Source organism: Streptomyces sp. NPDC029956 (assembly GCF_055574655.1).
Genome location: NZ_JBVHZJ010000009.1, coordinates 176,998 through 199,968, shown reverse-complemented (window position 1 = coordinate 199,968; position 22,971 = coordinate 176,998). Strand labels below are relative to the sequence as shown.

Annotated in this window: 20 protein-coding genes and 1 tRNA gene; 3 read left to right on the top strand and 18 right to left on the bottom strand. The window is 69.6% G+C overall.

Going from position 1 to position 22,971, the window contains the following annotated elements; all coding sequences use genetic code 11:
* Positions 1–12: 12 nt before the first annotated feature.
* Positions 13–87 (bottom strand) — tRNA-Ala (locus tag ACZ4XX_RS10235).
* Positions 88–1,189: 1,102 nt separating this feature from the next.
* On the bottom strand, positions 1,190–1,645 hold the full coding sequence (locus ACZ4XX_RS10230) for a hypothetical protein (protein ID WP_468507493.1): 456 nt from the start codon (positions 1,643–1,645) through the stop codon (positions 1,190–1,192).
* 296 nt (positions 1,646–1,941) lie between these two features.
* On the opposite strand from ACZ4XX_RS10230, the gene ACZ4XX_RS10225 reads away from it, so the two are divergent.
* Positions 1,942–2,307: a DUF1304 domain-containing protein gene (locus tag ACZ4XX_RS10225; protein ID WP_266968975.1), complete on the top strand. Its 366-nt coding sequence runs from the start codon at positions 1,942–1,944 to the stop codon at positions 2,305–2,307.
* Here ACZ4XX_RS10225 and ACZ4XX_RS10220 read toward each other — a convergent pair.
* Positions 2,301–2,453, bottom strand: coding sequence for a DUF397 domain-containing protein (locus tag ACZ4XX_RS10220; RefSeq protein WP_468507492.1), 153 nt, complete (start codon positions 2,451–2,453; stop codon positions 2,301–2,303). The two genes, ACZ4XX_RS10225 and ACZ4XX_RS10220, sit on opposite strands and share 7 nt — an antisense overlap.
* A gap of 47 nt (positions 2,454–2,500) precedes the next feature.
* Here ACZ4XX_RS10220 and ACZ4XX_RS10215 point away from each other — a divergent pair, with 47 nt between their 5' ends.
* A complete protein-coding gene (locus tag ACZ4XX_RS10215; RefSeq protein WP_468507491.1) occupies positions 2,501–2,725 on the top strand; it encodes a hypothetical protein in 225 nt (74 codons plus the stop codon).
* Positions 2,726–2,887: 162 nt separating this feature from the next.
* On the opposite strand, the gene ACZ4XX_RS10210 is transcribed toward ACZ4XX_RS10215, so the two are convergent.
* The 4 genes from ACZ4XX_RS10210 to ACZ4XX_RS10195 form a co-directional block, all read right to left on the bottom strand.
* Positions 2,888–5,179, bottom strand: a complete 2,292-nt coding sequence (locus tag ACZ4XX_RS10210) for a peptidoglycan binding domain-containing protein (protein ID WP_468507490.1) — start codon at positions 5,177–5,179, stop codon at positions 2,888–2,890.
* 175 nt (positions 5,180–5,354) lie between these two features.
* Entirely contained in the window at positions 5,355–5,780 is a 426-nt protein-coding gene (locus ACZ4XX_RS10205) for a DUF6113 family protein (RefSeq protein ID WP_468507489.1), read from the bottom strand.
* Complete coding sequence (mshB, locus tag ACZ4XX_RS10200) at positions 5,777–6,667, bottom strand: N-acetyl-1-D-myo-inositol-2-amino-2-deoxy-alpha-D-glucopyranoside deacetylase (protein WP_468507488.1); 891 nt, start codon at positions 6,665–6,667, stop codon at positions 5,777–5,779. The genes ACZ4XX_RS10205 and mshB overlap by 4 nt, the downstream gene beginning before the upstream one ends.
* 36 nt (positions 6,668–6,703) lie before the next feature.
* Complete coding sequence (locus ACZ4XX_RS10195) at positions 6,704–6,898, bottom strand: hypothetical protein (RefSeq protein ID WP_030320669.1); 195 nt, start codon at positions 6,896–6,898, stop codon at positions 6,704–6,706.
* A 181-nt stretch (positions 6,899–7,079) separates the two neighbouring features.
* Here ACZ4XX_RS10195 and ACZ4XX_RS10190 point away from each other — a divergent pair, with 181 nt between their 5' ends.
* Complete coding sequence (locus ACZ4XX_RS10190) at positions 7,080–9,245, top strand: S9 family peptidase (RefSeq protein ID WP_468507487.1); 2,166 nt, start codon at positions 7,080–7,082, stop codon at positions 9,243–9,245.
* Between the two features lie 13 nt (positions 9,246–9,258).
* On the opposite strand, the gene ACZ4XX_RS10185 is transcribed toward ACZ4XX_RS10190, so the two are convergent.
* The 11 genes from ACZ4XX_RS10185 to ACZ4XX_RS10135 form a co-directional block, all read right to left on the bottom strand.
* On the bottom strand, positions 9,259–10,197 hold the full coding sequence (locus ACZ4XX_RS10185) for a hypothetical protein (protein WP_468507486.1): 939 nt from the start codon (positions 10,195–10,197) through the stop codon (positions 9,259–9,261).
* Positions 10,198–10,546: 349 nt separating this feature from the next.
* Positions 10,547–11,644 (bottom strand): ABC transporter ATP-binding protein, encoded by a 1,098-nt coding sequence (locus tag ACZ4XX_RS10180; protein ID WP_468507485.1) that lies wholly within the window; start codon positions 11,642–11,644, stop codon positions 10,547–10,549.
* On the bottom strand, positions 11,637–12,620 hold the full coding sequence (locus ACZ4XX_RS10175) for an ABC transporter ATP-binding protein (RefSeq protein ID WP_468507484.1): 984 nt from the start codon (positions 12,618–12,620) through the stop codon (positions 11,637–11,639). The genes ACZ4XX_RS10180 and ACZ4XX_RS10175 overlap by 8 nt, the downstream gene beginning before the upstream one ends.
* 6 nt (positions 12,621–12,626) lie before the next feature.
* Positions 12,627–13,622 carry an ABC transporter permease gene (locus ACZ4XX_RS10170; protein ID WP_468507483.1) on the bottom strand — a complete coding sequence of 332 codons (996 nt, stop codon included), beginning with the start codon at positions 13,620–13,622 and terminating at the stop codon, positions 12,627–12,629.
* Positions 13,615–14,538, bottom strand: coding sequence for an ABC transporter permease (locus ACZ4XX_RS10165; RefSeq protein WP_187622344.1), 924 nt, complete (start codon positions 14,536–14,538; stop codon positions 13,615–13,617). Before ACZ4XX_RS10165 ends, ACZ4XX_RS10170 begins: the two co-directional genes overlap by 8 nt.
* A gap of 128 nt (positions 14,539–14,666) precedes the next feature.
* Positions 14,667–16,292: a peptide ABC transporter substrate-binding protein gene (locus tag ACZ4XX_RS10160; RefSeq protein ID WP_468507482.1), complete on the bottom strand. Its 1,626-nt coding sequence runs from the start codon at positions 16,290–16,292 to the stop codon at positions 14,667–14,669.
* 177 nt (positions 16,293–16,469) lie between these two features.
* Positions 16,470–17,555, bottom strand: coding sequence for an ABC transporter ATP-binding protein (locus ACZ4XX_RS10155; protein WP_468507481.1), 1,086 nt, complete (start codon positions 17,553–17,555; stop codon positions 16,470–16,472).
* Complete coding sequence (locus tag ACZ4XX_RS10150) at positions 17,548–18,606, bottom strand: ABC transporter ATP-binding protein (protein WP_468507480.1); 1,059 nt, start codon at positions 18,604–18,606, stop codon at positions 17,548–17,550. The genes ACZ4XX_RS10155 and ACZ4XX_RS10150 overlap by 8 nt, the downstream gene beginning before the upstream one ends.
* 14 nt (positions 18,607–18,620) lie before the next feature.
* Positions 18,621–19,568 carry an ABC transporter permease gene (locus ACZ4XX_RS10145; protein ID WP_468507479.1) on the bottom strand — a complete coding sequence of 316 codons (948 nt, stop codon included), beginning with the start codon at positions 19,566–19,568 and terminating at the stop codon, positions 18,621–18,623.
* On the bottom strand, positions 19,561–20,493 hold the full coding sequence (locus ACZ4XX_RS10140) for an ABC transporter permease (protein WP_030320650.1): 933 nt from the start codon (positions 20,491–20,493) through the stop codon (positions 19,561–19,563). The genes ACZ4XX_RS10145 and ACZ4XX_RS10140 overlap by 8 nt, the downstream gene beginning before the upstream one ends.
* 174 nt (positions 20,494–20,667) lie before the next feature.
* Positions 20,668–22,305, bottom strand: coding sequence for a peptide ABC transporter substrate-binding protein (locus ACZ4XX_RS10135; RefSeq protein WP_468507478.1), 1,638 nt, complete (start codon positions 22,303–22,305; stop codon positions 20,668–20,670).
* Positions 22,306–22,971 lie beyond the last annotated feature (666 nt).

The following is a 22,971-nucleotide window of genomic DNA, read 5'->3' as shown; positions in this document are numbered from 1 at the left end:
GAGCTTGAAGGGGGCGGGGCGACCGGATTCGAACCGGCGTCCTCCGAGATGCCATCGCGGCGCATTACCTCTGTGCTACGACCCCGCCCTTGGGAAGATCTTAACGGGGGAAAGGCTGTGGGGGCGAAGGAATTTCGGAGAGATCCGCACCAGCGATCACGCACGCCTGGGCGGTCCAGGACCTGTTGTCGTGGTGGGGGAGGTGGGGGTGGGTCCTGGGGGTGGACCGGCTTTGTGGGCTTCTGGTGCGGCCGCCCTCTTTCCGAGAGTGGCGGCCTCCACCACCGCGTCAAGGGCGCCTTCGGCGTCGCTGCGCGATGGGCTGCGCCCACCCTTGACCCGGCGGCGGAGGCCGCCTTTTCACACTCGGAGGGCGCCCGGGGGGCGTGGCCGCGCGGGGCTTCGGGCAGTGGCCGCTCGCCGCCTGCGCCCGTCGGCCGGTGGGTGGGGGCTCGGCTAGCGGCGGGGGTCGGTGGGCGCGGTGCTGGTGGGTTCGGGGTGCGCGGTCGTTGAATGGGGCGGTTGGGCGGTGCTTGGCGGCCGGCCGAAGTCCTCGGGCCGGACTTCAGGCCCCGCTGGTCGCTGTTGGTGGGTGGTGGGGAGCCGGTCGGGGGAGTTTCCTGCACTTTCACCGCCCGAAAAGGGTGATTAGTCCTGCATGTTCCTATTCCCCGAGGTGTGTTACTCGGAGTAATGCGCAGTTACTCACGCCCCACTCGCCAGGAGTGACCAGCGGGGCCTGAAGCCCCACCCCGGACGGCCTTTCGCCGCTGAGCCGGAGCCCGACCGCCCCATCCAACAACCGCGCACGCCGAACCAAGGGGGAGGCGCCCCCCCACCCCCGCCGCAAACCAAGCCCCCACCCACCGACCGGCACACGCCCTCCCATCCCGACCGCTGCCCGAAGCCCGGCGTGGACCCCGCCCCCCAGACCGCCCTCCGAGAGTGTCTTCGCTCCTGGAGGTGGTGGGTCAAGGGTGGGCGCAGCCCATCGCGCAGCGACGCGACCGCAGGGAGCGCCCTTGACGCACCACCGGAAGGAGCGACTCTCGGAAAGAGGGCGGTCCCACCAGAAGCCCACACACCCGGCCCACCCCCAGAACCCCAAAGACCCGCACCCCAAAGAACCCGCACCGCCCGCCGAGCATCCCCGGCGGGCGGTGGCAGTGCCGGTGGTGGCGGTGGACGATCAGACCTGCCAGTACTTGCGGATGTACCCCGTCAGCGTGGCGCTGGCGTGAGCGTGGTCCAGCAGGTTGACCTTGGCGTTCATCTGGCCGCCACCGGTCGAGTCCTCGAAGTTGCCCTCACCCCGCAGGATCTTGAACGTGCCGGACGGGTAGACCATCGTGTCCGACGTCAGCGGCGCGGACAGCTCGTAGCTGATGAAGAGCTTGTCGCCGTCGCTCTCGGTGAGCGTCGCCGTCCCCTTGATGTCGTACTTGCCGGGGACGGTCGCGGTACACGCCACCTCGTCCTGCGCCCAGGCGGCCCCGTTGACCGGCGCACCACCGGCGGTCCCCGTCCCGACCACCTTGTAGCCGTTACAGCCCACGGTATCCGGGTGCGTGGTCGCGACCACGCCGAAGTTCACGCTGATGGTGACCGTGGGCGGGTTCTCGATCGCGAACGACGTGCCCGCCATCCCCCCGAAAATCATTGCCGAAGCGGCTCCCACGCCCGATATGCGCGCAGCCCAACGACGAGCAGTTCCTGCCATTTCATCCCCCGGATGTGATGCGAGTGTTGTCCAACGAGGCCTGTATGCAGGCCCGTTGCAGACAGTTTCCCGGTCCGGGGGCTCCGCCGTCGAGCTTTTAAGACTATTTCCTGATGGTGACTTCGGGATCCGGAATTAACCGTTCATTCTCGCGAACCGGACCGCGCAAGTCATTGCGCGCCTTCCCCCGACCCTCGGACGCCCGGCGGCAGAATGCGGCCATGCCGCTGACCGCAGACATCCTCGTCGCCCTCGTCGCCCTGCTGCACGCCTACATCCTGGTGATGGAGATGTTCCTCTGGGAGAAGGAGACCGGCCGTCGCTTCTCAGGGTTCGACGCGAAGACGGCGCGAGACACCGCGGCCATGGCCGCCAACCAAGGGCTCTACAACGGCTTCCTGGCCGCCGGGCTCGTCTGGGGTCTCATCGCCGACGACCCGATCGCCTTCCGCGTCCGGGTCTTCTTCCTGTCCTGCGTCGTCATCGCCGGCCTGTACGGCGCCGCCACGGCCAACCGCCGCATCCTCTTCGCCCAGGCCCTACCCGGCGCGCTCGCCCTCTCCGCCGTCCTCGTCGCCCACTACTGAGACGACCGCTTCAGACCGTCCACGAACCGCGCCCAGGCGACGGCACCGAACGACAACGCGGGACCGCTCGGGACCTTCGAGTCCCAGAACCGGCCGGACTCGAGGCCTTCCGCGTACGCGATCGGCGGCTGATCCTCGAACCACATAAGCGCGTGACGTGCGACCGGAGACCACACAGAGCGAAAGGCTCGCGATGCACACCCCTCACGGCCCGGGCGCCTTCGTCGCCCATACGGGCACCGACGTCTACGGTCCCGGCAAGGTCATCTCCGTGGACGGCGCCCATCGGCGGGTGCGGTTCACGCACTTCGTGGCGACGGTCCACGCCTCCGCCCTGCGGGCCGCCTCCCCCGCCGAGACCCGGGAGATCCAGGCCTGGCTGCGGGCCAGGCAGCAGCGGTACGGGGGCCAGTGGTGATCACCCCGCGTGCCTGCCGCGACGGCGGCCGCACCTGGTCGCCCCGCCGTGTCCTCCGGCCGCGCCCCGGAACCGCCTCCCCACCGGCCCCGCCTCCCCGCCACGCGCCGAGCCCCCGGCCGATGTGTTCGGGCGGGGGCTCGGGGTGGGTCGCTCGGGCTGTCAGCCCTTCGGGTTCAGGTCGATCGTCTTGGTGCGTTCGCCCTTGGTCTTGCCGAGGAGCGCCTCGCGCATGACGGCGGCCACGTCGTCGGGCGAGACCTCCTGCTTGGTGCCGTCGGCCTTGGTGATCAGGATGCCCTTGAAGGCGCCGTCGAGGAGCCGCTCGATGGCCTTCGTGTCGTAGACCGCCTCCAGGCGGCCGTCGGTGGCCTTCATGGAGAGGATCTGCGGCAGCGAGCGCGCCGGGCCGAACTGGATCTCCCTGCCGCCCGCCCGGATGGTGATGCGGTCGGACATCGCGGGCGTCGCGAACTCCTTCATCGCCCGGTCCACCTCGGCCTTGGAGATGCTCGGCTGGCGGTTGGTGACCGGCAGCTCGACCAGCGTGGTCCGGCCGGTCTCCACCTGGGCGCGGAAGGCGTCGCGGACGGAGATCATCGAGCGCTGGACGTCGAGGCCCTTGCCGGGCTTGCCCTCGACCGGGGTCACCTTGTTCGGGGCGAACAGGATCGTGCCCTCGGTCGCCGACGCGGACGTGCCGGCCAGGTCGGCGAGGGTGACGGCGAGCTTCTCCTCGTCGACCGGGAAGACCGGCTTGGCGATCCGCTCGCCGCCGAAGAGGGAGCCGATGACCGAGACGGGGTTGTAGTCGCTGCCCGCGGCGGCGCGGACGGTCTCCACGCTGTCGAGCGCCAGGCCCGCCTTGTCCGGGGCGAGCTGGACCTTCTTGCCGCCGATGCCGAGCTGGAGCGGGGTCCCGGCGCGCTTGCCGAGGGCCGCGTCCAGCTTGTTGACGGCCTCCTCCTTCGTACCGCCGCCGATGTCCACGCCGAGGACCGTGGTCCCCTTCGGGACGTCGGAGTGGTTGAGGAGCAGTCCGGCGCCGTAGGCGATGCCGGCGAGGCCGAAGACCCCGACGGCGACGAGGACCAGCTTGGAGCGGCCCTTCTTGGCCGGGGCGGCGCGGTTGGCGGCGGGTGCGGGGCGCGGCGCGGGGGCCGGGGTCGCCTGCTCCTCGATGCGGGGGGTGAGGTTCGGGCGGGCCGCCTTCGGCGGGACGACCGGGATGCCGCTGGTGAGGGTGTCGCCGGAGACGTGGCCGTTGCCGCCGTCGGCCGGTCCTCCCGGTCCGCGCTTTCCGCCGGGACCGCCCGGACCGCCCCGCCCGGGGGCGGTCGGCGCGGGTGCCTGCGGGGTGAGGATCGCGGTGTCGTCGGTCATGCGGGGAGCGCCGCCGGGCGCTCCGCCGGGGCCGCCGTGGAACGGGGAGCCCGGGCCCTGACCCTGACCCCGGCCCTGACCCTGCCCCTGGCCCGGTCCGGAGGTTCCGGCAAGGCCTGCGAGTCCGCCCTGGCCGCCCGGCTGACCGCCCAGCGACGCCGTGCCCGTGACCGGGCCCGTCGTGGGGCCGGTCGGCGCGGCGGGGCCGCGGTGCGCGGGCGTGCCGCCGGGCGGCGTGCCCGTGTACATAGGGGTGCCTGCGGCGGGGGTGCCGGCGTAGAGCGGGTTTCCGGCGCCCGGGTGTGCGCCGCCCTGGCCGTCGTACCTCGGCGAGCCACCGGCGGGGGTTCCGTCGTACATCGGGGTCCCGCCGGGCGGCGTGCCCGTGTACATCGGGGTGCCGCCCGCGGGCGTGCCCGTGTACATGGGGGTGCCGCCCGCGGGCGTGCCGCCGTCGTACAGCGGGTTGCCCGGCGCGGGCCTGCCCTGGAGCGGGCGGCTCGACGGGGCGGTGCCGACCGTCGGGACGCCGGAGGTCGCGGAGCCGGCGAAGCCGGTGCCGCGGTCGTCCGGTCCGGTGGTGGCCGGAGCGGGCTTCGGGGCCGGCGCGGGTGCCGGGGGCAGCGCGGGCTCGGGGGCCGGGCTCGGGGGCGCCGCCTTGCGGGGCGCGAACCAGTCGCTCGTCTCCTTCGCCTTCGGGGCCTCCTCGGCCTGCGGCGGCTCGGGGGCCGCCGCCTGCTCGGGCTCCGGCTCCGGGGCGGGAGCGGGCTCCGGCGCGGCGGCCGGCGACGCCGTGGGCGACTCGTTGACCGTGGTGCGGACCACGACCGGCGGGATCGGACGCGAACCCGGGATGTTGATCCGGATCCGGGTCGTCAGCGTCGTCTCGGTCTTGGGCTCCTCCGGCGGTGCGGGCGCGGCGGCGGTCTCCTCCGGCGCGTCCTGCGAGGGGTGGAGCGACGGATACTGGCGGGATCCGTACGGCGGTGTACCCGACGGGTACGCGGCTCCACCGCGCCCCTGGGCGCCGGAGGACGAACTGTCAGTCTCTCGACCAGTTTCACGACTCAAAGCAGGATCTCCCGGTTGGCTCCACCGCCCGCTCTTGCTGATGCTCGTATGACCCGGGCGGTTCGGCGGCGCGCACCACCATACTGGGCGCCGCCCTCACATAGCTGACCCCCGGGTGACTGACGACGGTCAATCCGGCCGAAGTCAGGGCGTCCGCGGACTCAAGTCGTCCTGTTCACGGGATCGGTCGGGGCAGTCGGGCCAGCGTGGTGCACATCACAGCGATCGCCATGCCGCCGAAGAGGAAGAGCAGCTCTCCGACGCCTCCGCTGAACACCCCGTCGCCCTCCGGCCGTCCGAAGCTGAGCAGGATGACGGCGACGAGCCAGCCGATGCCGCCCGCGACGACGCCGACCTGGGTCTCGGTGGCCCGCAGTCCGCCGTAGAAGAGTGCGGCGGTCGCGAGGAGGGCGAGGATCAAGCCGACGGGGAGCCAGGCGGCTTGGACGAGGGCGCCGGCGGTTCCGACGAGGACGCCGAGGACGGTCAGGCCCGCGTACCAGGCGAATCGGGCGTTACGGGAGACGGTGGACGCGGTGCGCGCGGCCGGCGTGGGGGGCGGGGTGGGCTTCGCCGGCGTCGCGGGCGGCGTGGGGCTCATGCGGTCACTCCGGCGAAGAGGTCCGTCTCGCGGGTGCCCGCGGGGGCGCCCGGGACGCCTCGTACCAACTCGTAGTACTCGGTGGTGAAGATCGGCTGGCCGAGGTCGTTCGAGAGGGCGAAGAACGGGCCGTCGACCGCGACTTGGGTGGCGTGCGCGGCCATCGCCGCGCTCTTGCGGGCCGCGTGCTCCGGTCCCGCGTCGATCTCGGTGGTGATCCGGTCCTCGTCGACGACGCCGGGGACGTCGTCGATCGCGGCGGCGGCCGGGAAGGCGGAGCCCTCGGCGCTCAGCCGGGCGAAGCCGGCCTCGGCGACGGGGCGCGGGACCCGGTTCCAGTAGATCTTGGCGATCGTGTGGGCAGGTCCGAGGTCGGGGCGGTAGGCGGGGTCGGCGGCCAGTTCCGCGGCGCGCGTGGCGACCCGGTGGGCCTGGATGTGGTCAGGGTGTCCGTAGCCGCCGTCGGGGTCGTAGGTGACGAGGACCTGCGGGCGGGTCTCCCTGATGACCTCGACGAGGTACGGGGCGGCGGTGTCGACGTCCGTGTTCCAGAAGGCGTTGGCGCGCTTGTTCTGCTCGACGCCCATCATTCCGGAGTCGCGGAAGCGGCCGGGGCCGCCGAGGAAGCGGTGGTCGGTGACACCGAGCTCGGCCATCGCGGCGGCGAGTTCGCCGACCCGGTACGGGCCGAGCCGGTCCTCCCGGTCGGGGGCCAGATGGGCGAGCTCGGGCGGGATGACCTCGCCCTCCTCGCCGAGCGTGCAGGTGACCAGGGTGACGAGGGCGCCTTCGGCCGCGTACCTGGCCATGGTGGCGCCGTTGTTGATCGACTCGTCGTCCGGGTGCGCGTGCACGAGCAGCAGACGGCGGGCGGGGAGATCGGACATGTCCCCACCCTACGAGGTCGGCGCGCGGGGGCGCTCTCAGAACTTGAGGCCGCCGACCATGTTCGCCACGTTCGTGGTGAGGGTGCTGATGGAGGGGGCGATGGACGAGCTCGCCAGGTAGAAGCCCAGGAGTGCGCTGATCGCCGCGTGTCCCGCCTTCAACCCGGATTTCCGGATCAGAAGGAAGACGACGATCGCCAGCAGCACCACCACGGAGATCGAGAGTGCCACGGCGGTTCACCTCCACACTTCTTCGGTCGGATATTCGAGTGGTTCGGTCGATCAGCATGTGCCAGGGGGCAGGCCCGTCGGATGCATACCCACCTAGCGCTACGGATCATAACTATCCGTGCGGCCGCATCGATCGGCGGACGGAGGCACGAGGGGGGCGCACAGCGCTAGTTTCAGCCGCATGACCTCGTCTCGACAGCAGCCGGCGACACCCCCTGCCGGGCTCTCCTTCCCCCGCCGTCACGCCCGTACCCAGCGGTTCTCCCTGGGCGTTCCGCGTGCCTTCTCGGTCTCCCCCGACGGGGAGCGCGTCGTGTTCGTCAGGGCCGCGTCCGGTGTGGACCGTACGCACCGGCTCTGGGTTCTCGACCTGCCCCGCGACGGCGGCGCGCCCGTGGAGCGGGTGGCGGCCGACCCGGAGGTGCTGCTCGCGGGCGGTGAGGAGGAGTTGTCGCCGCAGGAGCGGGCGCGCCGGGAGCGGAGCCGGGAGGGCTCGGCCGGTGTGGTGGCGTACGCGGTGGACGGGGCGGTGGAGTTGGCGGCCTTCGCCCTGTCGGGGCGGCTGTTCGCGGCGGAGCTGCGGGCCGGGACGGCGCGGGAGCTGTCGGTGCCTGGGCCGGTGATCGATCCCCGGCCCTCGCCGGACGGACGCCTGGTCGCGTACGTGACGGAGGGCGCGCTGCGGGTGGTGGGAGCGGACGGTTCGGGCGACCGGGAGCTGGCCGTTCCGGAGGAGCCGCACGTGTCCTACGGATTGGCCGAATTCATCGCCTCGGAGGAGATGACCCGGGACCGGGGTTTCTGGTGGTCGCCCGCCTCGGACCGGCTGCTCGTGGCGCGTGCCGACGACCGGGCGGTGCGGCGCTGGTGGATCGCCGATCCGGCGCATCCGGACCGGGAGCCGCAGCCGGTGGGGTATCCGGCGGCGGGTACGGCCAACGCGGACGTGCGGCTGTTCGTCATCGATCTCGCCGGGGCCCGCACGGAGGTGGTGTGGGACCGGGAGCGGTATCCGTACCTCGCGCGCGTGCACTGGTCGGCGGCCGGGGCGCCGCTGCTGCTCGTCCAGGCGCGGGACCAGCGGGAGCAGTTGTTCCTGGCGGTGGACCCGGAGTCCGGGGAGACGAGGACGGTACGGGCGGAGCGGGACCCGGTGTGGCTGGAGCTGCTGCCGGGGGTGCCGTCGTGGGCTCCGGACGGGCGGCTCGTACGGCTCACGGACGAGACCGGGGCGCGGGCCCTGGCCGTGGGCGACGAGGTGCTGACGGATGCCGCGCTGCACGTCCGGGCGGTGCTCGACGTCGGGGAGGACGACGTCCTCGTGTCGGCGTCGGCGGGCGGGGAGGCGGCTGTCCCGGAGACCGGCGAGGTCCATGTGTACCGGGTGACCGGTGGGGGCGCGGAGCGGCTCTCCGAGGGCGTCGGCGTGCACGGCGCGGTGCGTGCGGGCGCGGTGACCGTGCTGGTGTCGGCGCGCCCGGAGACGCCTGGGAGCGTGGCGCGGGTGCTGCGGGACGGCGAGCAGGTCGCCGTGGTGGCCTCGTACGCCCAGGATCCGGTGCTTCGCGCGCGCGTGCGGCTCACGGAGGCGGGCGTGCGGCGGATCCCGTGCGCGGTGCTGCTGCCGTCGGGGTACGAGGAGGGTGACGGGCCGCTGCCGGTCCTGATGGACCCCTACGGCGGTCCGCACGGGCCGCGGGTGCTCGCCGCGCACAACGCGCATCTGACGTCCCAGTGGTTCGCCGACCAGGGCTTCGCGGTGGTCGTGGCGGACGGACGGGGCACGCCGGGCCGCTCCCCCGCCTGGGAGAAGTCGATCGCGCGGGACTTCGGGCCGACCCTCGACGACCAGGTGGACGCGCTCCAGGGGCTCGCCGGCCGCTTCCCGCTGGATCTGGAGCGGGTGGCGGTCCGGGGCTGGTCGTACGGCGGCTATCTGGCGGCGCGGGCGGTGCTGCGGCGCCCCGACGTGTTCCACGCGGCGGTGGTGGGGGCGCCGGTGACGGACTGGCGGCTGTACGACACCCACTACACCGAGCGGTACCTCGGCACTCCGCAGGACGATCCCGAGGTGTACGCGGCGCAGTCGCTGCTCACCGACGACGGGCTCTCGGCGCCGGAGGTGCCCGTGCGGCCGATGATGATCGTGCACGGTCTCGCGGACGACAACGTGGTCGTCGCGCACGCGCTGCGGCTCTCCTCGGCGCTCCTCGCGGCGGGCCGGCCGCACGAGGTGCTGCCGCTGTCGGGGGTCACGCACATGACACCGCAGGAGCAGGTCGCGGAGAACCTGCTGCTGCTCCAGGTGGACTTCCTGAAGCGGTCCCTCGGCGGGATGCGGGGCTGAGTCACCGGCCGGGTCACCAGCCCGGCGGCGGCGGGTAGGGCGGGGCGGGGGGCGGCATCCCCGCCGGCGGGTACGGGCTCGGCGCACCGGCGGGGGCGCCGCGCCCGGCGAGCAGGACGAGCACCGCGATGCCCGCGAGCAGTCCGAAGAAGGCGGTGAGGATGCTCAGCTGGGCGGTGCCCGGGAGGTCCACGAAGTCGCCCATGAGTCCGTAGCGGGTGTTCCTGGCGACCTCGGCGATGCCGCCGGCCGCCAGGAACGCCCCGGCGAGCAGCCCGAAGGCCCGGCTGTGGCGGGCCCGTACGAAGGCGGAGACGGCCGCGGTCCCGTACAGGGCGACGAGGATCAGCGACAGCCAGCCGGGCGGCGGCGCGAGGGTCGCCTTCATGATGGACCGGCCGCCGGTGAAGCGGTCGACGGTGAACTGCAGGGGCAGTTCGGTGGCCCAGTACAGCTGCCACAGGGTCACGACGAGCGCGCCGGTCGCGAGGAGGATTCCGGCGGCGACGGCGGGGCCCGGACGCGGGCGGGTGGGGAGCGGTTCGTAGGAGTCGACGGCCGGGCGGCGGCCGACGGCGGCGGTGACGATCAGCCCGGCGGCGAGGGCGAGTTCGACGAGGGCGGTGACGAGGGCGCCGCTGTCGGGCTCCCAGAGGCCGGGCAGGCGCAGGGCGAACGTGACGATGCCGGTGGCGGCGAGCGCGGAGGCCGCGTGGCGGGAGCGGATCGCGGCGGCCGCGGCGGCGGCGGAGACGACGAGCAGCACGGCGTCGATCAGGGAGGTGGCGGACCGGCCCCGGATGAGGAAGTGGTGGTCCCCGGCCCAGTACCAGGCGAGGTCGGCGGGTGAGCCGAGCACGGCGAGGTCCTTGAGGATCCACACCGCGGCGGTGAGGGCGAGCGCGGCGCAGAGCGCGGCGCCCGTGAGACGTGCCGGTCGTGTCACAGTCACGATCCCGATACTCACGGTCGCCATCAACCGAAACAAGCGGTTCCGCGAAACCCGGCCGGTACCGCTGCGGGGCGCCCACCCCCAAGGGCCGGCGGGTGAGCCGAAGGGCGCGCCGGGGGAACGGCCCGAGCGCGCAGAGGCCCGTGAGGAACGGTCGGGCCGAGCGCGGTCGGGGCTGTGAGCCCGGCACCAGGTGCCCGGAGGCGAACCGAGCCCCGCGAAAAGGGGGTGTGGCCGGGCCGGGGCGACATGGTGCGCCCCGGCCCGGTTCACGGCACCCGCACGGCCGTACGCTGTGCAGTCTGGCCTGTTCGTATATCGGAGCCGATTCGGTGAAGTTGCCTGTGCGTTAAGGCGATTCGGGCTTCCTGAACGGGTCGGCGCGGTCGTCCGGCGGTGTCTCGGGTCCGCCGTCGGCGTCCTCAGAGGGGACGACGTGCTTCTCCTCGGCGAAGTGGCAGGCCGAGTCGTGCTTCGCCGGGCTGTCCGTGAGGCGGAAGACGGCCGGGACGGCGAGGAGCGGGACCTCCAGGGTGCAGCGTTCCTGGGCCTTCCAGCAGCGGGTGCGGAAGCGGCAGCCCGAGGGGATGTTGGCCGGGGAGGGGACGTCGCCGGTGAGGATGATCCGCTCGCGGTGGGCGCGCGCCTCGGGGTCGGGGACCGGGACGGCGGAGAGCAGCGCCTGTGTGTAGGGGTGGGTGGGGTGGTCGTAGATCTGGGCGTCGCTGCCGATCTCGACGATCCGGCCGAGGTACATGACGCCGACCCGGTCGGAGATGTGGCGCACGATCGACAGGTCGTGGGCGATGAAGACGTACGACAGGGAGAACTCGGACTGGAGGTTCCCCATCAGGTTGATGACCTGCGCCTGGACGGAGACGTCGAGGGCCGAGACCGGCTCGTCGGCGACGATGATCTCGGGCTGGAGGGCGAGGCCGCGGGCGATGCCGATGCGCTGGCGCTGGCCGCCGGAGAACTGGTGCGGGTAGCGGTTGATGTACTCGGGGTTGAGGCCGACGATGTCAAGGAGGTCCTGGACCTTCTGTCGGCGGGAGCCCTTGGGGGCGACCTCGGGGTGGATCTCGTACGGCTCGCCGATGATGTCGCCGACGGTCATGCGCGGGTTGAGCGAGGTGTACGGGTCCTGGAACACCATCTGGATGTTGCGGCGGACGGCCTTGAGCGCGCGGGGGGAGAGTCTGCTGATGTCCTCGCCCTTGTAGCGGATCGCGCCGGATGTCGGCCGTTCGAGGTTGACCAGCATCTTGGCGACCGTCGACTTGCCGCAGCCGGACTCGCCGACGATGCCGAGGGTTTCGCCGGCCTGGAGGTCGAAGTCGACGCCGTCGACCGCCTTGACCGAGCCGACCTGCTTCTTGAAGACGATGCCCTGGGTGAGCGGGTAGTGCTTGTGGAGGTCCCGGACTTCGAGAATCGCCTCAGCCATGGAGGCACTCCTTCCAGAAGTGGCAGGCGCTGGAGCGCTTCACCGGGGACTCGGTCACGTCGTAGAGCGGGGGCACGTCGGTGCGGCAGACGTCCTGGGCCATGGGGCAGCGGGGGTTGAAGGCGCAGCCGGGCGGGATGGCGAGGAGGTTGGGCGGGAGGCCCTTGATCGCGTAGAGCTCGTGACCCTTCTGGTCGAGGCGTGGGATGGAGTCGAGCAGGCCTCGGGTGTAGGGGTGGGCGGGGGCCTTGTAGATCTCGTGGACGGGGGCCTGTTCGACGATCCGGCCCGCGTACATGACGGCGATCTTGTCGGCGACGTCGGCGACGACCCCGAGGTCGTGGGTGATGAGGATGAGGCCCATGTTGAGTTCGCGCTGGAGTTCGGCGAGGAGGTCCATGACCTGGGCCTGGACGGTGACGTCGAGGGCGGTGGTGGGCTCGTCGGCGATGATCAGTTCGGGTTCGAGGGCGAGCGCCATCGCGATCATGATGCGCTGGCGCATGCCGCCGGAGAACTGGTGGGGGTACTGGCCGACGCGTTCCTTGGCGGCGGGGATGCGGACCCGGTCCATCAGTTCGACGGCCTTGGCCTTGGAGTCCTTGCGCGACATGCCCTTGTGGACCTGGAACATCTCGCCGAGCTGTTCGCCGACGCTGATGACGGGGTTGAGGGAGGACAGCGCGTCCTGGAAGACCATCGCCATCTTGGCGCCGCGGATCTTGCGCCGCTCGTCCTCCTTGAGCTTCAGCAGGTCCTGGCCCTGGAAGAGGATCTCGCCCTGGCTGATCCTGCCCGGGGGGACGTCGAGGATGCCCATCACGGCCTGGGCGGTGACGGACTTGCCGGAGCCCGACTCGCCGAGGACGGCGAGGGTCTCCCCCGCGTCGACGGAGTAGTCGACGCCGTTGACGGCCTTGGCCACGCCTTCGCGGGTGTGGAACTCCACGTGCAGGTCGCGCACTTCGAGCAGCATGGGTCCCTACCTCAGCTTCGGGTCGAGGGCGTCGCGGACGGCGTCGCCGAGCATGATGAAGGCGAGCACGGTGATGGCGAGCGCGCCGGCGGGCCAGAGCAGCATGTGCGGCGCGTTGCGGATGTACTGCGACGCCGAGGAGATGTCGATGCCCCAGGAGACGGTCGGCGGCTTCAGGCCGACACCGAGGTAGGACAGGGTCGCCTCCAGCGCGATGTACGTGCCGAGGGCGATGGTGGCGACGACGATCACCGGGGCGATGGCGTTGGGCGTGATGTGGCGGAGCATCATCCGGGAGTTGGAGGCGCCGAGGGCCCGGGCCGCCTGCACGTAGTCGTTCTGTTTGGCGGTGATGACGGAGCCGCGGGCGATGCGGGAGAGCTGCGGCCAGCCGAGCAGCACCATGAAGCCGATGACGGGCCAGACGCTGGAGCTGGTCACCACGGAGAGGAGCACCAGGCCGCCGAGGACGACGGGGATGGCGAAGAAGACGTCGGTGATCCGGGAGAGGACGCCGTCCCAGGCGCCGCCGAAGAAGCCGGCGAGTCCGCCGAGGATGCTGCCGAGAACGGCCACGCCGAGGGTGGCGAGGACGCCGACGGTCACGGACGTCCGGGCGCCGTAGACGGTGCGGGTGTAGACGTCGCAGCCCTGGCCGTTGAAGCCGAAGGGGTGGCCGGGCTGGGAACCCTCCTGGGCCTTGGAGAGGTCGCAGTCGAGGGGGTCACCCGAGGCGATCAGCTGGGGCCAGATGGAGATGACGACGAGGAAGAGGATCACCAGCGAGGAGATGATGAAGATCGGGTTCCGGCGCAGGTCGCGCCAGGCGTCGGACCACAGGGAGCGGGGCTTCTTGTCGGCGCCGGTGCCCAGGGGGCCGCCGGGGGTCTTCTCCAGGGTCTCCCCTTCGGCCGTCGCGAGATCGGACGCACCGCCGGCGCCGGTGGGTGCGATGGCTCGGCCCTCTTCGTACGACTCAAGCGGCTCGGGCTGCTCAGGCATAGCGAATCCTCGGGTCAAGGACGGCGTACAGGAGGTCGACCAGGAGGTTGGCCAGCAGGAACACCAGTACGAGGATGGTCACGAAGCCCACCACGGTCTGGGTGTTCTGGCGGACGATGCCCTGGTAGAGCTGGTAGCCGACGCCGTGGATGTTGAAGATCCGTTCGGTGACGATTGCTCCGCCCATGAGGGCGCCGACGTCGGCGCCGATGAACGTCACGACGGGGATGAGGCTGTTGCGGAGCAGGTGCCGGCTGATGACCCGGCGGCGGGGCAGGCCCTTGGCGACGGCGGTGCGGACGTAGTCGGCGCGCTTGTTCTCGGCGATCGAGGTCCGGGTGAGCCGGGTGACGTAGGCCAGGGAGACCGAGGCGAGGACCAGGCCGGGCACGATGAGTTCGCTGAAGGTGGCCTCGGGCGATACCGCCGGCTTGATCCAGCCCCATTTGACGCCGAGGAGCAGCTGGACGAGGAGGCCGGTGACGAAGGTCGGGACGGAGAGGACGACCAGGGTCAGCAGCAGGACGGTGGTGTCGACGGGGCGCCCCCGCTTGAGGCCGGTGACCACGCCGAGGCTGATGCCGATGACGATCTCGAAGAAGATCGCGACGATGGTGAGCCGGATGGTGACGGGGAAGGCGCTGGCCATCAGTTCGGTGACGGGCTGCCCGTTGAAGGCGGTGCCGAAGTCTCCGGTGAAGACGTTGCCCATGTAGGTGAGGTATTGCTGCCAGACGGGCTTGTCGAGACCGAACTCCTTCTCCAGCTGGGCGGCGGTCGCCGGGTCGCACTGGCGGTCGCCGCACAGTCCGGCGATGGGGTCGCCCATCACGTTCACCATCAGGAAGATCAACAGCGTGGCGCCGAAGAAGACCGGGATCATCTGCAGCAGCCGCCGGATCACATATCGACCCATGGGGGGCTCCGGGGGTTGGCTCCGGGAAGAGGGGTGGCTCCGCGTGGCGGTGGGGTGCGGAGAAGACGTGCGGCCCGGCGGCGCGGGGGTCCGCGGGCCGGGCCGTACGCCTCCGACCTGCTACGACGTCAGTTGACCTTGATCTGGTCGTAGACCGGGACGCTGAACGGGTTCAGGGAGACGTTGCTGACCCGCTCCGAGTAGCCGGCGCTGCCGTTCTGGTACCAGAGCGGAATGGCGCCCATGTCGTCCCGGAGGACTTCCTCGGCCTGCTGGAAGAGCCCGACGGCCTTCGCGGTGTCGGCCTCGGCGTTGGCCTGGTTCACCAGCTTGTCGAACTCGGGGTCCGAGTACTTTCCGTCGTTGGACGAGGCGTTGGTGTAGTACAGCGGCTGGAGGAAGTTCTGGATGAGCGGGTAGTCCATCTGCCAGCCGGCCCGGAACGGGCCGTCCATCTTCGACTGGGTGACCTGGTTGCGGAAGTCGGCGAAGGTGCCGACCGGGTTGCCGACGCAGGCCTTGTTGTTGCCGAGGGCCCGGTTGATGGAGTTGCAGACCGCGTCGACCCATTCCTTGTGGGAGCCGGTGTCGGCGTTGTACGAGATCTTCATGGTGCCGCCGGGGATGCCGCCGCCCTCGGCGACGAGCTTCTTCGCCTCGTCGGCGTCGTACTTGCAGAAGTCGCCGCAGATGTCCTTGAAGCCGCCGTCCTCGCCGAGGACCGGGGATGTCCAGTCGACGGCGGGTGTCCGGGTCTTCTGGAAGATCGTCTCGGTGATCTGGTTGCGGTCGATCGCCATGGAGAGGCCCTGACGGAGCTTCTCCTGTCCGGGCTTGTTCCAGGCCGGGTCGTAGAACGGGAAGGACAGGGTCTGGATGATGCCGGCGGGGACGTTGATGTACCGGTCGCCGAGGTCGGCCTCGACGTTCTTGAGCTGGGAGGCGGGGACGTCGTCGACGAGGTCGAGGTTGCCGGCCGTCAGGTCGGTGTAGGCGGTGTTGTTGTCCGTGTAGACCTTGAGGGTGATGCCGCCGTTCTGGGCCTTGTCGGGGCCGGGGTAGGCGTCCCAGCGCTTGAGGGCCATCTGGGAGCCCTTGGAGTACGAGTCGACGGTGTACGGCCCGTTGCCGATCGGCTTCGACAGCCAGGCCTGGCGGTCGTCGAAGAAGGCCTGGGGCAGCGGCGAGAAGGCCGCGTAGCCGAGGGTGATGGGCCAGGTGGAGAACTTCTGGGTGAGCTTGACCGTGAAGGTCTGGGGGCCGGTGACCTTGAGGCCGGACATGGAGGTGGCGGACGGCTCGCCCTGCTCGGGGTGGACCTTGTCGTAGCCCTCGATCTGGCCGAAGAAGTAGGCGTTCTTCTGGTTGTTCTTCAGATCGGCGGCGTAGTTCCACGCGTCGACGAAGGACTTGGCGGTCACCTTCTCACCGTTGGAGAAGGTCCAGCCGTCCTTGACCGTGATGGCGAAGTTGATCGAGTCGGTGGTCTCGATCTTCTCGGCGAGCATGTCCTTGGCCTCGCCGGTCTTCGGGTCGTACTGCTTGAGCCCTCGGAAGATCATGGAGAGGACCTTGCCGCCCTGGACCTCGTTGGTGTTGGCGGGCTCCAGCGGGTTCTGCGGGTCGCCCCACGAGGAACTCACGATGCCGTCGGCCCCTCCGCCACCGCTGTCGTCGCCGCCGCCACAGCCGGTCGCCGCGAGGGCGACTGCGGTGGCCAGAGCGGCCCACTTGGCGTGCGTGGCTCCGCGCATGGAGTGCCTCCCGAATGTCCTAAGTCTGACTTAGGCCCCAATATCACCCGATATTGACGGTGCTGCACTTTTACGGCCGCCGGACGGTGCCCCGGGGCGCGGGAGGACAGCACGAAGGGCGCCCCGTTCCGTACGTACGGAACGGGGCGCCCTTCGTGCTGTCTGCCGGTCGGTGCGTCAGTGCACCGGCACGACCTGCTTCTCCTCGGCGAAGTGGCACGCCGAGAGGTGGGCGGCCGGGGTGTCCTGACCGGAGAAGCGCTGCGGGATCGCCAGGAGCGGCGTCTCCTGCGAGCACTTCTCCTGCGCCTTCCAGCAACGGGTGCGGAAGCTGCAGCCCGACGGCGGGTTCGCCGGCGAGGGGACGTCACCGGTCAGGATGATCCGCTCGCGGTGCGCGCGGGCCTCCGGGTCCGGCACCGGCACCGCGGAGAGCAGCGCCTGGGTGTAGGGGTGCGTCGGGTGCTCGTAGATCTGCTCGTCCGAACCGATCTCGGCCATCTTGCCGAGGTACATGACGCCGACGCGGTCCGAGATGTGCCGGACGATCGACAGGTCGTGCGCGATGAAGAGGTAGGAGAGGTTGAACTCGTCCTGGAGCTTCCCCATCAGGTTGATGACCTGCGCCTGGACGGAGACGTCCAGGGCCGAGACCGGCTCGTCGCAGATGATGATCTCCGGGTTGAGCGCGAGGCCGCGGGCGATGCCGATGCGCTGGCGCTGACCGCCGGAGAACTGGTGCGGGTACCGGTTGATGTACTCCGGGTTCAGACCGACGACGTCGAGCAGCTCCTGCACCTTGCGGCGCCGGTCGCCCTTCGGGGCCACCTCGGGGTGGATGTCGAAGGGCTCGCCGATGATGTCGCCGACCGTCATGCGCGGGTTCAGCGAGGTGTACGGGTCCTGGAACACCATCTGGATGTTGCGGCGCACGGCCTTCAGCGCGCGGCCGCCCAGCTTGGTGATGTCCTGGCCCTTGTAGAAGACCTCGCCGGCGGTCGCCTGCTCCAGGTTCATCAGGAGCTTGGCGACCGTGGACTTGCCACAGCCGGACTCGCCCACGATGCCGAGGGTCTCGCCCTGGTAGAGGTCGAAGGAGACCCCGTCCACGGCCTTGACCGCGCCGACCTGCTTCTTGAAGAGGATGCCCTGCGTCAGCGGGAAGTGCTTCTTCAGGTTGCGCACCTGGAGGATCGGCTCGCCGCGGCCCACGGGGGCCTCGACGGCGGCCACGGCCTCGTCGTTCTTGCTGAGGTCAGCCATGGATCGTCTCCTTCCAGAAGTGGCAGGCGCTCGTACGGCCCGGAAGATCCGCGCCGTCCTGCTCGGTGACCGGCACGAGGGCCGGGATCTCCGTGCGGCAGATGTCGTCGGCCTTGGGGCAGCGCGGGTTGAAGGCGCAGCCGGTGGGCACACGGAGCAGGTTGGGCGGGAGGCCCTTGATCGCGTAGAGCTCCTGACCCTTCTGGTCCAGGCGCGGGATCGACTCCAGGAGCCCCTTGGTGTAGGGGTGGGCCGGGCGCTTGTAGAGCTCGTGCACCGGCGCCTGCTCGACGATCCGGCCGGCGTACATCACGGCGATCTTGTCCGCGACGTCGGCGACGACGCCGAGGTCGTGGGTGATCAGGATCAGGCCCATGTTGTATTCCTGCTGGAGCTCCGCGAGGAGGTCCATGACCTGGGCCTGGACGGTCACGTCGAGAGCCGTGGTGGGCTCGTCGGCGATGATCAGGTCCGGCTCCAGGGCGAGCGCCATGGCGATCATGATGCGCTGGCGCATACCGCCGGAGAACTGGTGGGGGTAGTCGGAGACCCGCGCCTTGGCGGCGGGGATCTTGACCTTGTCCATCAGCTCGATGGCCTTGACCGTGGCGTCCTTCTTGGAGAGGCCGTGGTGCACCCGGAACATCTCGCCGAGCTGGTAGCCGACGCTGAGGACCGGGTTGAGGGAGGACAGCGCGTCCTGGAAGATCATCGCGATCTTCCGGCCGCGGATCTTCCGGCGCTCCTCCTCGGACATCTTCAGCATGTCCTGGCCGCGGAACAGGATCTCGCCCTGCGGGATCTTGCCGGGCGGCATGTCGAGGATGCCCATGATGGCCTGCGCGGTGACGGACTTGCCGGAGCCGGACTCGCCGAGGACGGCGAGGGTCTCGCCGGCGTTCACCGAGTAGTTGACACCGTTGACCGCCTTGGCCACACCGTCGCGGGTGTGGAACTCGACGTGCAGGTCACGGACTTCGAGCAGCGGACCGTTGTGGCCGGCTCCGTCGCGGGGCGCGGGGACGGCCGCGGTCTTGTCGATGATGCTCATCTTTTACGCCCTCCTCAGCGCAGCTTCGGGTCGAGGGCGTTGCGTACGGCTTCGCCGAGCATGATGAACGCCAGAACGGTGATGCTGAGCATGATCGAGGGCCACAGCAGGATGTGCTGCGCCACTCGGATCTGGTCGACACCGGTGGAGATGTCCACACCCCACGAGACGGTCGGGGCGGCGAGGCCCAGGCCCAGGTACGAGAGGGTGGCCTCGGCGGAGATGTACCCGCCGAGGGCGATGGTGGCGACGACGATCACCGGAGCCATGGCGTTCGGCAGGATGTGCCGGACCAGGATGCGGGTCGTGCCGGCGCCGAGCGCCTTGGCCGCGTGCACGTAGTCGGCCTGCTTGACGGTCATCACGGCGCCGCGCATGACGCGGGCCATCTGGGTCCAGCCGAGGAACGCGAGGGCGAAGACGACCACCCAGACCGTGCGCTCGACGAAGGACTGCAGGACGACCATGGCGCCGAGCAGGAACGGGATGCCGAAGAAGATGTCGGTCAGACGCGAGAGCAGCGCGTCGATCCAGCCGCCGAAGTAGCCGGCGAGCATGCCCATCACGCCACCGACGAGGGTGACGATCGCCGTGACCGCGACACCGACGATGATCGAGGCACGGGTGCCGTAGATCAGTCGGGCGTACACGGAGCGGCCCTGGCCGTCGTAGCCGAGCCAGCCCTCGGAGCCGATGGCTCCGAGCTCCGGCTTGCCGAGGAAGTGCTTCACCAGGTCGCCCTTGGTCGGCGACGCGCTGGTGAACATGCTCGGGAAGACGGCGATCAGCAGCAGGAAGAAGATCAGCACCGACGCCACGAGGAAGTACGGGTTGCGGCGCAGGTCGACCCAGGCGTCGCCCCAGAGGCTGCGGGCCTTCTCCTGCTTCGCGGCGGGAGCCGGGTCGGCGGGAAGCGCGACGGCGTCCTCGACGGCGGTCGCGGTCTTGGTCACGTCAGGCATACCGGATCCTCGGGTCCAGGACCGCGTACAGCAGGTCGATGAGCAGGCTGGTGACGAGGTAGATGATCACCAGGATGGTGACGAGGCCGACCAGGGTCGAACCTTCACGCCGGGTGATCGACTCGGCGATGAGGCCACCGACGCCCTTGATGTTGAAGATGCGCTCGGTGACGACCGCGCCGCCCATGAGGGCGCCGATGTCGGTGCCGAGGAAGGTGACCACGGGGATCATCGAGTTGCGCATCAGGTGCACGCCGATGACACGACGGCGGGGCAGGCCCTTGGCGACGGCCGTACGCATGTAGTCGGCGCGCAGGTTCTCCGCCATGGAGGTCCGGGTGAGCCGGGCCACATAGGCAAGGGAAAGACCGCCCAGCACAATGGCCGGAGCGATCATCTCGGACACCAACTGGTCGTTGCTGACGTTCGGTTCGATCCAGCCCAGTTCGAAGGCGAACACCATCTTGATGATGAAGCCGAGGACGAAGACCGGGATCGAGATGATCAGCAGCGTGAAGATGAGGATCGCGTTGTCGGCGAGACGGCCGGCCTTGAGACCGGCGATGATGCCGAGGCCGATGCCGAAGACCAGCTCGAAAGCGAACGCCAGAGCGGCGAGCTGCAGAGTGACGGGGAACGCCTCACCCAGTACCTCGGTGATCGGGCGACCGTTGCGGATCTGGGTCCCGAAGTCGAAGTGCAGGATGATGTCGGTCATGTAGTTCCAGTACTGCTGCCAGAGCGGCAGATCCAGTCCCAGATCGTGTCTGATCTTCGCGAGGGTCGCGGGGTCAGCGCCCTTGTCCCCGAACATACCCGCCACGGGGTCGCCGGGCAGGCTGTAGACCATGAGGAAGATCAGCAGGGTGGTCCCGAGGAAAACCGGGATCATCTGGAGCAGTCGTCGTGCGACATAGCGCCCCATCATGCCTCCGTTGAAATATGACAGCAGCAACCGACGGGCCCTCCCTCGGCAACCGCGACCCGGAACGGGTACGCGAATGTCGTGGAAGGGCCCCCCAGCCACATACGTAAGGCGCCGAACGCGGGGCTGACATCCCGTCAGCCCCGCATCGGCAGGCGGACTACGCTTGGGTGATTACTTCTTGACCTCGACGCCGGTCAGGATCGGGTCGCCGTCCTGTCCGTACGCCACGCCCGAAACCTTCTCGGAGTAGCCCGCGTTGACCTTGTAGTACCAGAGCGGGATGGACGGCATGTAGTTGACCAGGTCCTTCTCGATGGCCTGGAACTGCTTCACCGACTCGTCGAGGGTCGCAGCCGAGTCCGCCTTGGCGATCTTGGCGTCGAGCTCCTTGTTGGTGAAGTCACCCTGGTTGCCCGCCGCACCCGTACGGAACAGGTCCGAGATGAAGTTGGCGTTCACCGGGTAGTCGAGCACCCAGCCGGAGCGGTACAGGGACTTGACCTGCTTCGTCTTACGAGCGGTCAGGTCGGCCTGGAAGTCCGGCTTGCCGTCGCCGACGCACTGGACGTCGGTGGCCTGCTGGATGGAGTTGCAGACAGCGTCCACCCACTCCTTGTGGCCACCGTCGGCGTTGAACTGGATCGAGATCTTGTTGTTCGGGACGCCACCGCCGGCCTTGATGAGCTCCTTGGCCTTCGCGGGGTCGAACTTGGTGACGCCGGCGCCACCGTCCTCCTGGAAGCCCAGGACACCCTTGGCGACCCAGCCGGTCGCGGGCTCACGCGTACCCTGCAGCACCGTCTTGGTGATGGTGGCGCGGTCGATCGCCATCGACAGACCCTGCACGACGCGCGGGTCGATCTGCTTCGGCTTCTTCCACTGGTCGGCGTAGAAGGCGACGGCGATGGTCTGGATCGCGGAGTACGGCTGGTCCACGGCGCGGTCGCCGAGGTCCTGGCGGTAGACCGGGAGGTCCTTCGGCGCGATCTGACGGAGCACGTCGACGTTGCCGGACTTCAGGTCCTCGTACGCGGCCTCGAGGGTGGTGTAGTTCTTGAAGACCACACCGCCGTTCTTCGCCTTGTTCGGGCCCTTGTAGCCGTCGAATCGAGTGATCTCGATCTTCTTCTTGTGGTCCCAGCTCTTGAACTTGTAGGGACCGTTGCCGACCGGCTTCTGGCCACCGGCCTCCGGGTCCTTGTAGAAGGACTCGGCCAGCGGGGCGAAGACGATGTAGGCGAGCTTGTGGCCGAAGTACGGAACGGCCTTGGTGAGCTCGATCTTGAAGGTGGTCTCGTCGACGACCGTCAGACCGTCCATCTTGTCGGCGGTGGGCTTGGCGCCCTCGGCCTCGGGGTGGACCTTGTCGTAGCCCTTGATGTCCGCGAACCACGAGGACAGACCCTGGGCGTTCTTGACGTTGGCGTTCCAGTTCCACGCGTCCACGTAGGACTTGGAGGTCACCGGGGTGCCGTCGTGGAAGGTCCAGCCCGGCTTCAGCTTGACGGTCCACGTCTTCGAGTCGGTCGTGGTGACCGATTCGGCGTTGATCATCTCCAGGGAACCGTCGGCCTTGTAGTCGACCAGGGTCGAGAACAGGCCGGCCATCACGGCGGAGCCGTTGGACTCCATCGTGTCACCGGTGAGCAGGGGCTTCTCAGGCTCACCCAGCTCGATGGAGAAGATTCCGTTCGGGTCAACAGCGCCCTTGGCGTCGCCGCTGTCGCTCTTACCCCCGCCACAGGCGGTCGCAGCAAGGGCAACGATGATCGCGCCCGTTACCCACTTGGCGCTCTTGGCACCGCGCATGGGTTCCTCCTCATGAGTCCACTTTTGTCACTACAAGAGGGGCACTCCGAGTTCTGCCGACACCCCTGACGGCATTGCACTCAAGTGCCCCGAGTGTGCTCGTGAGTCGGCACTCCCCACAGTGCGTGACCCATTGACCCGAGCTCAATGGAGCCAACTATTAAGTACGTCCGGGCTGTAAACCACACTTAAGTGGTCTCGTTTTGACAACATCACCACACCCCCGGATACCGAAATCCGGACAAACTGAGCACAGACAGACACCCCCGAAACGGACCGTTAACACACGTACCGGAGAGCGATGGCCGATATGCGGACACCCGGCCTCTGAAATGAAGTTGACGGAAGTTGACGAAAAGCCCGGACTCCCCCACTCCATGCGAGGGGTCCGGGCTCCGGTGCTGACGACGTGTCGAACCGAAAGCGGGGTAGATCACAGGATCGTGATCTACCCCACTGCCATCGGCCGCATGCGGTCGAACTCAGCCGATCTTCGGCCGGCTCAGCCGTACTGTTTTCGGCCAACTCGGCCGTACTGCCGCTCCGGCCGTCCTACTGCTCCGGCCGGTGCTGTCTCATCGACCGGTGCTGTCGCATCGACCGGTGCTGTCGCATCGACCGGTGCTGTCGCATGGACCGGTGCTGTCACTCCGGCCGCACCACAGG

What these genes read in the sequence shown, in the direction of transcription:
- ACZ4XX_RS10220 (WP_468507492.1), bottom strand. Translation starts at nt 2,453, where the DNA reads ATGTGGTTCGAGGATCAGCCGCCGATCGCGTACGCGGAAGGCCTCGAG.
- ACZ4XX_RS10205 (WP_468507489.1), bottom strand. Translation starts at nt 5,780, where the DNA reads ATGAGCCCCACGCCGCCCGCGACGCCGGCGAAGCCCACCCCGCCCCCC.
- ACZ4XX_RS10170 (WP_468507483.1), bottom strand. Translation starts at nt 13,622, where the DNA reads ATGCCTGAGCAGCCCGAGCCGCTTGAGTCGTACGAAGAGGGCCGAGCC.
- ACZ4XX_RS10160 (WP_468507482.1), bottom strand. Translation starts at nt 16,292, where the DNA reads ATGCGCGGAGCCACGCACGCCAAGTGGGCCGCTCTGGCCACCGCAGTC.
- ACZ4XX_RS10145 (WP_468507479.1), bottom strand. Translation starts at nt 19,568, where the DNA reads ATGCCTGACGTGACCAAGACCGCGACCGCCGTCGAGGACGCCGTCGCG.
- ACZ4XX_RS10165 (WP_187622344.1), bottom strand. Translation starts at nt 14,538, where the DNA reads ATGGGTCGATATGTGATCCGGCGGCTGCTGCAGATGATCCCGGTCTTC.
- ACZ4XX_RS10135 (WP_468507478.1), bottom strand. Translation starts at nt 22,305, where the DNA reads ATGCGCGGTGCCAAGAGCGCCAAGTGGGTAACGGGCGCGATCATCGTT.
- ACZ4XX_RS10230 (WP_468507493.1), bottom strand. Translation starts at nt 1,645, where the DNA reads ATGGCGGGCACGTCGTTCGCGATCGAGAACCCGCCCACGGTCACCATC.
- mshB (WP_468507488.1), bottom strand. Translation starts at nt 6,667, where the DNA reads ATGTCCGATCTCCCCGCCCGCCGTCTGCTGCTCGTGCACGCGCACCCG.
- ACZ4XX_RS10140 (WP_030320650.1), bottom strand. Translation starts at nt 20,493, where the DNA reads ATGGGGCGCTATGTCGCACGACGACTGCTCCAGATGATCCCGGTTTTC.
- ACZ4XX_RS10190 (WP_468507487.1), top strand. Translation starts at nt 7,080, where the DNA reads ATGACCTCGTCTCGACAGCAGCCGGCGACACCCCCTGCCGGGCTCTCC.
- ACZ4XX_RS10155 (WP_468507481.1), bottom strand. Translation starts at nt 17,555, where the DNA reads ATGGCTGACCTCAGCAAGAACGACGAGGCCGTGGCCGCCGTCGAGGCC.
- ACZ4XX_RS10150 (WP_468507480.1), bottom strand. Translation starts at nt 18,606, where the DNA reads ATGAGCATCATCGACAAGACCGCGGCCGTCCCCGCGCCCCGCGACGGA.
- ACZ4XX_RS10215 (WP_468507491.1), top strand. Translation starts at nt 2,501, where the DNA reads ATGCACACCCCTCACGGCCCGGGCGCCTTCGTCGCCCATACGGGCACC.
- ACZ4XX_RS10180 (WP_468507485.1), bottom strand. Translation starts at nt 11,644, where the DNA reads ATGGCTGAGGCGATTCTCGAAGTCCGGGACCTCCACAAGCACTACCCG.
- ACZ4XX_RS10225 (WP_266968975.1), top strand. Translation starts at nt 1,942, where the DNA reads ATGCCGCTGACCGCAGACATCCTCGTCGCCCTCGTCGCCCTGCTGCAC.
- ACZ4XX_RS10175 (WP_468507484.1), bottom strand. Translation starts at nt 12,620, where the DNA reads ATGCTGCTCGAAGTGCGCGACCTGCACGTGGAGTTCCACACCCGCGAA.